This is a genomic window from Candidatus Schekmanbacteria bacterium RIFCSPLOWO2_02_FULL_38_14, from assembly GCA_001790855.1.
GTDB lineage: Bacteria > Schekmanbacteria > GWA2-38-11 > GWA2-38-11 > GWA2-38-11 > 2-02-FULL-38-14-A.
This window is the reverse complement of sequence record MGDH01000011.1, coordinates 29,483-41,595: the sequence shown is the minus strand read 5'-3', so window position 1 is coordinate 41,595 and position 12,113 is coordinate 29,483. Positions and strand designations below refer to the sequence as shown.

The 12,113-nt window shown below is 37.2% G+C and carries 11 protein-coding genes; all 11 read left to right on the top strand.

Features of this window, described 5'->3' with window-relative positions; translation table 11 throughout:
* The first annotated feature begins 14 nt into the window (after positions 1-14).
* The 11 genes from A3H37_02740 to A3H37_02690 all read left to right on the top strand — a co-directional run bounded on the left by A3H37_02740 (position 15) and on the right by A3H37_02690 (position 11,940).
* The gene (locus A3H37_02740; protein ID OGL50748.1) at positions 15-500 is read left to right on the top strand and encodes a hypothetical protein; all 486 of its coding nucleotides are present in this window, start codon (positions 15-17) and stop codon (positions 498-500) included.
* A 75-nt stretch (positions 501-575) separates the two neighbouring features.
* A complete protein-coding gene (locus tag A3H37_02735; protein ID OGL50747.1) occupies positions 576-2,426 on the top strand; it encodes an excinuclease ABC subunit C in 1,851 nt (616 codons plus the stop codon).
* An 87-nt stretch (positions 2,427-2,513) separates the two neighbouring features.
* Positions 2,514-3,728, top strand: coding sequence for a hypothetical protein (locus tag A3H37_02730; GenBank protein ID OGL50746.1), 1,215 nt, complete (start codon positions 2,514-2,516; stop codon positions 3,726-3,728).
* Between the two features lie 238 nt (positions 3,729-3,966).
* Complete coding sequence (locus A3H37_02725) at positions 3,967-4,701, top strand: tRNA pseudouridine(55) synthase TruB (protein OGL50745.1); 735 nt, start codon at positions 3,967-3,969, stop codon at positions 4,699-4,701.
* Between the two features lie 13 nt (positions 4,702-4,714).
* Entirely contained in the window at positions 4,715-4,984 is a 270-nt protein-coding gene (locus A3H37_02720) for a 30S ribosomal protein S15 (protein OGL50744.1), read from the top strand.
* Positions 4,985-5,019: 35 nt separating this feature from the next.
* On the top strand, positions 5,020-7,101 hold the full coding sequence (locus A3H37_02715) for a polyribonucleotide nucleotidyltransferase (GenBank protein ID OGL50743.1): 2,082 nt from the start codon (positions 5,020-5,022) through the stop codon (positions 7,099-7,101).
* Complete coding sequence (locus A3H37_02710) at positions 7,101-8,357, top strand: hypothetical protein (protein ID OGL50935.1); 1,257 nt, start codon at positions 7,101-7,103, stop codon at positions 8,355-8,357. The genes A3H37_02715 and A3H37_02710 overlap by 1 nt, the downstream gene beginning before the upstream one ends.
* Before the next feature lie 75 nt (positions 8,358-8,432).
* Complete coding sequence (locus A3H37_02705) at positions 8,433-9,728, top strand: adenylosuccinate lyase (protein OGL50742.1); 1,296 nt, start codon at positions 8,433-8,435, stop codon at positions 9,726-9,728.
* 18 nt (positions 9,729-9,746) lie between these two features.
* Positions 9,747-9,992, top strand: coding sequence for a phosphoribosylformylglycinamidine synthase (locus tag A3H37_02700; GenBank protein OGL50741.1), 246 nt, complete (start codon positions 9,747-9,749; stop codon positions 9,990-9,992).
* Between the two features lie 145 nt (positions 9,993-10,137).
* Positions 10,138-11,034 (top strand): phosphoribosylaminoimidazolesuccinocarboxamide synthase, encoded by an 897-nt coding sequence (locus A3H37_02695; protein ID OGL50740.1) that lies wholly within the window; start codon positions 10,138-10,140, stop codon positions 11,032-11,034.
* Between the two features lie 207 nt (positions 11,035-11,241).
* Positions 11,242-11,940, top strand: a complete 699-nt coding sequence (locus A3H37_02690) for a phosphoribosylformylglycinamidine synthase I (GenBank protein ID OGL50739.1) — start codon at positions 11,242-11,244, stop codon at positions 11,938-11,940.
* Positions 11,941-12,113: the final 173 nt, after the last annotated feature.

Here is a 12,113-nt window from a genome sequence, read left to right as displayed (position 1 = left end):
CAAAGGAGAATATAATGTTAGAAATGAAAGTAAACGGATTGATGTTGGACCCCGTCTCAAAAACTCCAGTCGTTATATTAAAGGACATTGAAAAAAAGACAACGCTTCCAATATGGGTTGGATACTTTGAGGCTACAGCAATTGCCCTGGAGATGGAAAAAACTGTTACACCAAGGCCAATGACGCACGACCTTCTGAAAAATATGATTTTAAATCTCGGTGGCACTGTACACAAAATAGTAATAAACGACTTGAAGGACAACACATTTTATGCGCTGATAAGCATCCATGTTCCTTCAGGAAACATGGAAATAGATTCAAGGCCAAGTGATGCAATAGCTCTTGCTCTAAGAGTTAATGCTCCAATATTTGTAGAAGAAGAGGTTTTGCAAAAAGCAAAATCTTTTGATATGTACAAAGACTCTGTTGATAAAAACGACAAGTTAAGGGAAATTCTTGAAAACTTAAAACCCGAGGATTTTGGAAAATACAAAATGTAATCTGCGATGAATTTCCAGCATATTTTTATTAAAAAGTTCTTCACTGAAAATCTTCCTTTATAAAAACTTCTTGTTATGGAAATAGAGAAAAAAGTTAAAATTGCCCCGGATACCCCAGGTGTTTATCTTTTAAGGGACAAAAACGGAAATATAATCTACATTGGTAAAGCAAAATCTTTATCAAAAAGAGTTAAGTCTTATTTTACTCAAAGAGATGGAAAACCTCTAAAGACTCATGCACTTTTAAAAAAAATTGAAGACATACAGTACATTACGACTCATAACGAACTGGAGGCGCTCCTGCTGGAAAATAATCTGATAAAACAGCATAAACCTATTTATAATATACGTTTAAAAGATGATAAAACATATCCATACCTGAAACTCACAGTAAAGGAAAAATTCCCAAGGCTTGTTATAACAAGAAAAATCAAGAAAGACGGCAGTCTCTTTTTTGGACCCTTTGCACCTGTTTGGGAAGTAAAAGATAATTTGAAGACATTGTCAAAAATATTTCAGGTATGCACATGCAAAAAGCCAATCAAAGAAAAATCATCAAGGCCATGCCTGAATTATCAGATAGGTTTATGTTCTGCACCTTGTTCAGGTTTTATTTCAACGGATAAATATATGGATTTTGTGGGCAAATTAAAATCATTTTTAGAAGGCAGGGTTGAGGAGGTTTTAAAATATTTCCGGAGCGAGATGGAAATAAGCGCAGATTCCCTGATGTTTGAAGTTGCTTCGCGCTACAGAGATGCAATTAACTCCATACAAAGAATGGTTCAGAAACAGAAGGTGATTGGATTGGGAGGCAAAGACAAGGATGCCGTAGGATGGAAAATCGCTAATAACAGAATTGCATTCTGCGTTCTGAAAATACGAGACGGGAGATTGGTCGGACATGTAGAATACTCATTTGAAAGCATAGCATATATTGATGATATAGATGCGTGTGAATCGTTTTTAAGACGTTATTATGAGCGTGAAACATCGATACCAGAAGAAATTCTTGTCTCGAGAGATATCAGAGATAAAGAGGTGATACAGAACTGGATAAAGGATAAAAAGACAGCAGGCGTTAAAATTATTAATCCAAAGACTGGTAAAAGATTTGAGCTTATTAAAATGGCTCAGGAAAATGCTGCCGTTGCATTGAAACAATACGAGGATAAGTCTGCAGATACCATGAACAAACTTGAGAAAATGAAGGATATCCTGCGGCTTGAGAAAATCCCTCAAAGAATTGAGGGTATTGACATATCAAATATTTCAGGAAAAATGGGAGTTGGGTCAGTTGTCGTATGGGAAGAAGGAAAATTAATCAAGGATAACTACAGGAAATTCAAGATAAAGACTATATCAGCACAAAATGACTACCAGATGATTTCTGAAGTGGTTACAAGAAGATACAAAAGGCTTCTCGAAGAGAAGAAACCCCTGCCTGAGCTTGTTTTGATTGATGGCGGAAAAGGTCAATTGAATATTGCAATAAAGGCGTTTAATGAATTAGGAATTGATGGAGTGAACATCATATCAATTGCAAAAGGGAAAAGCATTTTAAAGAGAACAGGAAGAGAAGGTTTGAGAGAATATTCACAAGAAGAAGTTTATACACCTTCAAGCGATACTCCCCTGAAGTTCAAAAAAGATTCTCCTGTTCTTCATGTGCTACAGAGTATAAGAGATGAAGCTCACAGGTTTGCCATAAGATACCACAAAACCCTCAGGGAAAAGAAACTGCGTTATTCGGTTTTGGATGAAATCCCAGGAATAGGGAAAAAAATAAAAAAAGAGTTGCTGAAATACTTTGGGAGTGTTGAAAAAATCAGGAAAAGCTCTGTTGATGAACTATGTAAGATTAAATACATTAAAAGTAAAACTGCCATTCAGATAATGGACTATCTTGAAACAGGCCAAAACTGAAGAAAAAAATTTTTATAGAATTCGACGATAAGAGACTTTGACTGCTTGACAATAATTTATTATTATTATTTAATGTATTGAGAGATATTGACAGGTGGAGAAATGAGAAAAACAGAAATAAAAATAATTTTTGTACTAATCTGCGCAGTTTTATTAATGATTGCTTCTTACAGTGAAGGCGCAAAAAAAGCTACAATAACTTTAATTCCAAAGACAGCAGCAGTTGAATCAGGAAAAACCAAAAAATTTGTTGTAAAGAAAACCGGAGGAATAAGCAAGAATGTGAAGTGGTATGTAAAGATTGATGAATCATTAGGAAGCGGAGACGGGATAACTACAGGCTTTACTCTTGGGAATCAGAACATTCAGGAAAACAGTGAAGTGATAAGTGTTGGAGGAGTAAAACAAATACAGAATACAGATTATACTATTGACTATGTTCTGGGGACTGTTAATTTTATTATTACTGCACCTCCTAATGGTATTGAAATTACTGCAAGTTATTTTGCAGAGGGCGGCAGCACAAATGTAGGAATCATTGACGGGACCGGGATTTATACTGCTCCTGATAAGGCAGTGCTTACCTCCAATCCAATGAGAGTTGTAATAAAAGCAGTCAGCGTTGACAATCCGGAAATTTCAAAAAAGGCTTTTGTAAAGGTCTACACTCCTCCTGTTATACTTTCTCTTAAAATTTCACCAAATGAAACCAGCATTGCGGTTTCTGATAAGTTTATAAAGGAAAAAATGGATTTTACGCTTAAGGCAGTAAAAAAAGGTAAAAAAAATGTCACTGTTGAATGGTATATAAATGATGTTGAAGGAGGAAACAGCACGGTTGGAACTATTGTAGGAACTGGACTTATAAAGGGAACTTACACAGCTCCTTTAAAAGTCCTTGCAAAGCCTGTAACAATCAAAGTTGTGAGCAGTTTAAATGAAAACATCTTTGCAAAAGCTACAGTAACTGTAAATGACCAGTTAATTGCAAACGGTATTCCCACAAGCGTATATTTTGGAGAAGTTATAATAGGAAAAGATATAACTAATCCAATACAGGAAATATTTACAATCACAACAAGAACAGAGGAAGCTGTAGGTTGGCAGGCTACAAGTGTTCCTCAATGGCTGGAAATCATTCCACGTTCAGGAACAACCCCTGACCAGGTGGTTATGCAAGTAACTGATACAGGACGACTAAATGATGGACTTCATACAGGAACTCTTATATTCCAGTCAACAAAAAAGGGAGTCAATCCTCTTACTTTTTCTGTATCGATAAATGCGAGATCTGAATTTTAATTAGTATGTTTTTCCGATAGTTAGCTGCTATTGTTTAAAGTAAAGTTAAAGCACTCCGTTATACCTTGTCAAAATCAATCCTGTTTAGTCTTTTAGCAAAAAATGATTTCCCTTGACAATCAGGATGGTCTGATATAGAAAAGTGTAAAAAATTAGTCGGGCAAGTGGACTAATGAAGTCCACTTTTTTCTTTTATTAACAACATCTTGAAAGAAAATATCACTTCAAGATTAGTTTTATGATAAATGGCGCTTTAAACATTTACAAGGAAAAGGGGGTTACCTCTTTTTATGTTGTCAAAGAAATAAGAAAAATCCTTGGTGTTAAGAAATGCGGCCATGCAGGTACTCTTGACCTTTCTGCTGAGGGTGTATTACAGGTCTGTATCGGAAAAGGAACAAAAATGGTACCCTTTCTTCAGGAAGAAGAAAAAACATACGAAGCAGGAATAAGGCTCGGAATTTCTACAGACACTCAGGACTCTGAAGGAAAAATAATAAGACAGTGTGATGATATAAAAGTTGACAGAGAGAATATATTAGCAGTACTGAACCGCTTTACAGGGGTTCAGGAACAAATACCCCCGATGTTTTCTGCACTGCGATTCCACGGCAAAAGATTATATGACCTCGCAAGGCAGGGGATTGAGGTCCCGAGAAAGCCAAGATTAATTAAAATATACGAGATAAATCTTCTTGATTTTAGTGTTCCTTATTTCAAAATCCTTGTAAAATGCTCAAAGGGAACATATATAAGGACGCTGGCATCAGATATTGGAGAATTCCTTGGATGCGGTGCTTATCTTCATTCCCTTAAAAGGATTAAAATTGGAAAATTTATGATAGAAAATTCCCTCACAATTGAAGAGGTTAAAAAACTTGCCAGAGAGGGAAAAATTGAGGAAAAAATCTATTCATCTGAAGAAATGTTAAACGAAGCAAAATCATTTTGTCTGAATAACCAAAAAAACTAAAGGAGGTGAGATTTTGGTATTAACAAAGGATAAAAAGTCTGAACTAATAAACAAGCATCAGCATCGTGATGGCGATACCGGGTCTACAGAGGTTCAGATTGCGCTCTTTACTGAAAGGATTAACTATTTAACTGAACATTTTAAAACTCATAAAAAAGACCACCACTCAAGAAGGGGACTCCTTCAACTAGTTGGTAAAAGAAGAAGACTTCTTGATTATCTAAAAGATAAAGATTTTCAAAGATACAAGAACATTGTTGAAAAATTAAATCTGAGAAAATAAGACCACTGAACATATAGACCAAAGGTTATTAATTAATGATTAAAAAAGAGATAAATCTAAATGACTTGATGCTAAGTATTGAAACCGGAAGATTGGCAAAACAGGCTGATGGCGCAGTGCTTGTCAGATATGGCGATGTAATGGTGCTTGTCACAGCAGTTGCCGCAGACACTCCGAGAGAGAATATAGATTTCCTCCCTTTTACTGTAGACTACCGAGAAAAGGCATATGCCGCAGGTAAAATACCGGGCGGGTTTTTTAAGCGCGAGGGAAGACCTCAGGAAAAAGAAATTCTTACCTCAAGGCTGATTGACAGGCCTTTAAGACCTCTTTTCCCTGATGAGTACTACTATGAAGTACAGGTGATTGCCACAGTCCTTTCAGCAGACCAGCAAAACGACCCTGATGTTGTAGCAGTAATAGGGGCTTCTTCTGCTCTTTTGATTTCAAAAATACCTTTCACCACGCCTGTTGGAGCTGTAAGGGTTGGAAGAATCAACGGAGAATTTATTATTAATCCATCCTACAAACAGATTGAAGAGAGTGATGTCAACATAGTAGTGGCGGGGACAAAAGAAGCAATAATGATGGTTGAAGGCGGAGCTAATGAGATAAGTGAAAAAGATATGCTTGATGCTATTCTGTTCGGTCATGAGCAGATTAAAAAAATAATTGCTTTACAGGAAGAGTTTGCGTCAGCAGCCAACCCGCAAAAATCTGAGACAATTGTAATACCGGATGACCCGGATTTGAAAGTTAAGGTTAAAGAACTTTCTCTTGAGAAAATCAACAGGGCGGTGAGGATTGGGAGAAAACAGCACAGAGAGGAAGCGCTTGGCAAGATTCTGGAAGAATTACTTGCAATAGCAGGAGAGGACAAGCAGAAAGGACTTCTGATAAAAAAATATTATCATGAAGCAGAAAGAGAAGAAATGAGAAGGGTAATTCTCGAGGAAGGGATTAGAGCTGACGGAAGAAGCGTAACAGATATAAGACCAATAACCTGCGAGGTTGGGGTGCTTCCGCGAACACACGGCTCAGCTGTATTTACAAGGGGTGAAACGCAGGCGCTGGTTGTTACAACCCTGGGCACATCACAGGACGAGCAAAGAGTTGATGCCCTTGAGGGTGAAAGCAGAAAAACATTTATGCTTCACTATAATTTTCCTGCATTCAGTGTTGGTGAAACAGCCTCTATGAGAAATCCCGGAAGAAGGGAAATAGGTCATGGAAACCTTGCTGAAAGGTCATTGCTTGCAGTGCTTCCAAAAGATAAATTTCCTTATACGATCAGGATAGTGTCAGATATTCTGGAATCAAACGGGTCTTCTTCTATGGCTACAGTATGCGGTGCGACTTTATCTCTGATGGACGCAGGTGTTCCTATAAAGGACCCTGTTGCAGGAATCGCAATGGGTCTTATAAAGGAAGGAGAGAAAGTTTCAATACTGTCAGATATCCTGGGAATTGAAGATCATCTTGGCGATATGGATTTTAAGGTTGCAGGAACAAAAAAAGGCATAACAGCATTTCAGATGGATATAAAAATATTTGGTGTAACAAAAGAGATTATGGAAAAATCCTTGGAGCAGGCAAGGGTTGGAAGAATACATATACTTGATGAAATGGAAAAAGCAATATCAAAACCCAGAGAAAACCTTTCAGTCTATGCACCAAGAATACTTACCCATTATGTAAGACCTGATAAAATTGGTGAAATCATAGGTCCCGGCGGTAAGATGATAAGAAGTATCATAGAAAAAACAGGTGCAAAAATTGAAATAGACGATAGCGGAAGGGTAAACATTTCTTCAGTCAGCGAAGAATCAGCAAACAAAGCATTAGAGATAATAAAAGATATAAGCCAGGAACCTGAAATAGGCAAGATATACTTTGGAAAAGTAAAAAAGATTATGGATTTCGGGGCTTTCGTTGAAATATTTCCAAAAACAGAAGGGCTTGTTCATATCTCACAGCTTGCTGATTACCGGGTAAATAATGTTTCTGATGAAGTCAGGGAAGGTGAAGAAATTGCTGTCAAATTAATTGATATAGATGAACAGGGAAGACTGAAACTGAGCAGGAAGGAAGCATTAAAAGAAGGAAAGAAGAGTTGATTGAATACAAAAAAGAACAATTTCAAAATGGATTAAGGGTCATTTCTGAAGTTGTTCCAAATGTTCACTCAGTTTCTGTTGGAATCTGGGTGATGAATGGCTCAAGAGACGAACAGAAGGAAATAAGCGGGGTTTCACATTTCATTGAACACCTTCTGTTCAAGGGCACAGAGAACAGGGATGCAAAAAATATTGCCTTTACAATAGACAGCATAGGAGGACAGTTTGATGCATTTACCACCCGTGAATATACCTGCCTTTATGTAAAGGCGTTAACCCAGTACCTTGACGTTGTCATGGAACTTCTTTCGGACATTCTGCTGAACTCAACTTTTGATGGTGAGGAATTTTGCAAAGAAAAGCAGGTAATTATGGAAGAAATCAAAATGTCTGAGGATATGCCTGATGATAATGTACATGACATGTTTTTTAAAACTTTCTGGGAAGACCATGGCCTTGGAAGACCTATCCTCGGGACATTGGAGACCATAGGGGCTCTCACGACTGATGTTCTGAAAAATTACTTTAAAATATCCTATCAGCCTCAGAGAATGATAATCTGTATTGCTGGAGATTTCAAGCACGAAAACCTCATGGATTTGATAAAAAAGAATTTCATATTCAAATCTTCAGAGCAGAATAATTTTCCAAAAAGAGAAAAGCCGGTTTATAAATCCGGAAGCTCGCTTAAAGCAAGAAAACTTGAGCAGGTACACTTCTGCATAGGAATGCCCGGATTGAGGCAGACCAGCGAAAAAAGATTTGTAAAATACGCCCTCAACCTTATTCTTGGCGGAAGCATAAGCTCAAGGCTTTTCCAGAAAATAAGAGAGGAAAAGGGGCTTGTCTATGCTATATGTTCTTTTTTTTCTTCATTCAGTGATGCCGGGATTCTCGGGATTTACGGAGGAGCAAGCCCCGGAAATATTGAAGAGATACTAAAATTAGTTATGAATGAATTTGATGAAATAATAAACAAAGGGATTTCTTCAAAGGAAATGAAGATAGCTAAAACCCATTTAAAGGCTAATTTCCTTCTGGCGCTTGAAAACACAAGCAACAGAATGAGCAAGCTTGCAAAACAGGAAATCTATTTCAACAAGTTTTTTACAATAGAAGAAACACTGAAGGGAATAGATATTGTGAAGAAAGAAGATGTTCAGGAACTGAGCAAAAAGCTCTTCAGAAAAGAATCAATAGTTTTTGCAGCCACGGGTCCGTTAAAAGAGGACCTTGATATCAGGCAGTTTTATTAAAATAATTGAAAATCAAAAGTAAAACATAAAAAATAAAATTAAATTTTCATAGATATCTTTTTGTGGAGACTTAAGATGATCCCTCGCTATTCGAGAAAAGAAATGAGCAGAATCTGGGAGCCAGAGAGCAAGTTTTCGAAATGGCTGGAGATAGAAATTCTGGTGTGTGAAGCGCTCGAAACATCAGGAGAGATTCCAGAAGGAACCACAAAAAAAATCAGAGAAAAAGCAAAATTTAATGTAGCCCGTATAGACGAAATAGAGAAAAAAACAAAACACGATGTAATTGCTTTTCTTACAAATGTAGCAGAGAATGTCGGTGAGGAGTCAAGATTCATTCATTTAGGCATGACTTCTTCAGACATTCTTGATACATCCCTTGCCCTCCAGCTCAAAGAAGCCTCTGAACTGATAATTGCTGATATAAATGATCTCCTTCCCCTTCTTAAAAGAAAAGCCTTTGAACATAGGGATACTGTTATGATAGGGAGGTCTCACGGCATCCACGCTGAACCAATAACCTTTGGACTGAAAATAGCGCTCTGGTACAGCGAGATGAAAAGAAACCTTGATAGGATGGAAAGAGCAAAGGAGAATATAAGCTACGGAATGATTTCCGGGGCTGTCGGAACGTTTGCACATATAAAACCCCGGGTCGAGGAATATGTGTGTGAAAAATTGGGATTAAAACCTGATCCTATAACTACTCAGGTAATCCAGAGAGACCGTCATGCAGAATTCATGCTTGCTCTTGCAATTATTGCAAGTTCTCTTGATAAGTTTTCAACAGAACTGAGGCATCTGCAACGCACTGAAGTGCTTGAAGCTGAGGAATATTTTTCAGAAGGGCAGAAGGGGTCATCTGCAATGCCACATAAAAGGAATCCCATCACAGGTGAGCAGATATCAGGACTGGCAAGGGTGATAAGAGGAAATTCCCTTGCAGCGCTTGAAAACATACCGCTGTGGCATGAGAGAGATATCAGCCATTCTTCTGTTGAAAGAGTTATTTTCCCGGACAGCACAGTTCTTATTGATTATTTGCTGGTAAAATTTAAAAATCTTGTTGAAAACCTGTTTGTGTACCCAGAAAAAATGAAAGAGAACCTTGAGAAAACAAAAGGGTTAATATTTTCCGAAGGGGTTTTGCTTTCACTTGCAAAAAACGGAGTATCAAGAGAAGATGCCTATGTAATGGTTCAAAGAAATGCAATGAGGGTATGGAAAGAGGGTTTAGATTTTAAAAATCTGCTTATGTGTGATGGAGAGATAAGAAAATATTTATCAGAAAAAGAAGTTGAAGAATGTTTTAACTTAGGGCACCATTTAAAAAATGTTGATATTATTTTTGAGCGTGTATTTGGCAGGTAATTTCCGGAGGAATATGAATTGTCACAAGCCAGAGTTTATGTAACATTGAAACCGAGTGTCCTTGACCCGCAGGGAAAGGCAGTCAAAAGTGCGCTTGTCTCTCTTGGGTTTCAGGGGTTGAAAGATATACGGGTTGGTAAATACTTTGAAATAAATATTGATGAGATTTCAAAAGAGACTGCTATAGAAAAAATAAAAGAGATGTGTGAAAAATTGCTTGCTAATACTGTTATTGAAAACTATAGGTTGGAAATAGTAGAATAAACTTTAAGAAGAAAACTTTTTTTATTATGTCATTGCGAGCAAAGCGAAGCAATCTCATTCAAATATGAGATTGCCACGTCGCTAACGCTCCTCGCAATGACTGATAAATGAATTGCATAAAGATGGGTAAAAAGGAGTTATATAAATGTCTTCTGAAGAATGCGTGCTAAAAACAAATTTTGCAGACTTAAAGCTTTTTAAAAGAGGGAAAGTAAGGGATGTTTATGATTTTGGCGACAGGTTGCTGATAGTTGCAACAGACAGAATATCTGCTTTTGATGTTATCCTGCCAAACGGAATTCCATGCAAGGGAAAGGTCTTGACTCATATAACAAAATTCTGGTTTGACCAGCTAAAAGATATAGTTCCGACACATTTTATTACAATGAATGTTGACGAGTATCCGGAAGAATGCAGAGTGTACAGGGATATTCTTGAGGGCAGAAGCATGATAGTTGAAAAATCAGAGCCTCTTCCTGTTGAGTGCGTTGTCAGAGGTTATCTCGCAGGCTCAGGGTATTTTGAATACAAAGAATGCGGTTCAATATGCGGAATACCTCTTCCAAAGAATTTACTTGAATCAGGCAAACTTGAAACTCCCGTATTCACTCCTTCAACTAAAAGCGAAACAGGCCATGATGAAAATATTTCATTTAACAGGGTTGTGGAAATTCTTGGGACTGAGCTGGCTGAGAAGATAAGGGAGATAAGCATAAAAATATATATGAGGGCAAGGAACATTGCAGAGAAAAAAGGAATAATCATAGCTGATACTAAATTTGAATTTGGAATACGCGGAGGCAAATTATTCCTTATAGATGAAGTCCTTACCCCCGATTCTTCAAGGTTTTGGCCAAAGGATGACTACAGGCAGGGAAGGGCACAAAAGAGTTTTGACAAGCAGTTTGTGAGAGATTATCTTCTGACTCTTGACTGGGATAAAACTCCTCCTGGGCCTGAATTGCCGGAAGAAGTTGTCAAAAAAACTAGTGAAAAGTATCTTGAAGCAATTAAAAAACTTGCTGATATAACACTGAGATAGATGTAATTGTCATTTAATAAAGTTCAAAAACCAAAGTTCAAAGCTCAAAAGAAAAAAGTCAAAGAGTTGAAATTTTGAATTCCTCAAATCCGGAACTCTTAAACTTATTCTGATGTTTGGATTTTGATATTTGAACTTTTTATATTTTCAGAAGGTAATTTGGCATTGAAGAATTCTTAATTTTATTCAGTTCAAAGTTTTAATGATATGAAGTTTGGAATTATTGTTTTCCCAGGTTCAAATTGTGACCACGATTGCTATCATGTAATCAGGCATATTGTCAAAGAAGATGCAGAATACATATGGCACAAGAACGAAAAATTAAGCAACTATGACTGCATTATTGTTCCCGGAGGATTTTCTTATGGAGATTATCTCCGAACCGGAGCAATTGCACGCTTTTCTAAAATTATGAAGCCCGTAGAAGAATTTGCAGGAAGAGGCGGATTTGTAATCGGAATCTGTAACGGTTTCCAGATTCTTCTTGAAGCAGGACTTCTTCCGGGAGCAATGATAAAAAACAAAACACTGAAATTCATTTGCAAGCATGTGCACGTAAGGGTTGAAGATATTGATACACCGTTTACCAATAGTTATAAAAAAGGTGATGTTCTTAAAATTCCAATTGCCCATGCTGATGGAAATTATTTTGCTGATCCGGAGACAATCAAAATATTAAAACGTGACAATCAGATTATCTTCAGATACTGCAATCCTCAAGGTGAGATTACAGAGGAGTCAAATCCAAATGGTTCTCTTGAAAATATTGCAGGCATCTGCAACAAAAAACGGAATGTAGTCGGAATGATGCCGCACCCTGAAAGAGCATCTGAAAAGGTTCTTGGGAGTGATGACGGGATTAAAATATGGGAATCAATTGTGAGGTTAGTTAAGGATAATAAATAAACAAAGGGTTACAGGCTAACCGAGAATGTCATTGCGAGGAGCAAAGCGACGAAGCAATCTCATCTTTTAGCTGTTAGCTGTCAGCTTTTTAATGAGATTGCCACGCTCCCTTAGGTCGCTCGCAATGACAAAATGGAATTTTCGGTCGGCCTGGTTAATCTGATTGCAAAGAT

What these genes read in the sequence shown, in the direction of transcription:
- A3H37_02695 (OGL50740.1), top strand. Translation starts at nt 10,138, where the DNA reads ATGTCTTCTGAAGAATGCGTGCTAAAAACAAATTTTGCAGACTTAAAG.
- A3H37_02705 (OGL50742.1), top strand. Translation starts at nt 8,433, where the DNA reads ATGATCCCTCGCTATTCGAGAAAAGAAATGAGCAGAATCTGGGAGCCA.
- A3H37_02740 (OGL50748.1), top strand. Translation starts at nt 15, where the DNA reads ATGTTAGAAATGAAAGTAAACGGATTGATGTTGGACCCCGTCTCAAAA.
- A3H37_02735 (OGL50747.1), top strand. Translation starts at nt 576, where the DNA reads ATGGAAATAGAGAAAAAAGTTAAAATTGCCCCGGATACCCCAGGTGTT.
- A3H37_02715 (OGL50743.1), top strand. Translation starts at nt 5,020, where the DNA reads ATGATTAAAAAAGAGATAAATCTAAATGACTTGATGCTAAGTATTGAA.
- A3H37_02690 (OGL50739.1), top strand. Translation starts at nt 11,242, where the DNA reads ATGAAGTTTGGAATTATTGTTTTCCCAGGTTCAAATTGTGACCACGAT.
- A3H37_02725 (OGL50745.1), top strand. Translation starts at nt 3,967, where the DNA reads ATGATAAATGGCGCTTTAAACATTTACAAGGAAAAGGGGGTTACCTCT.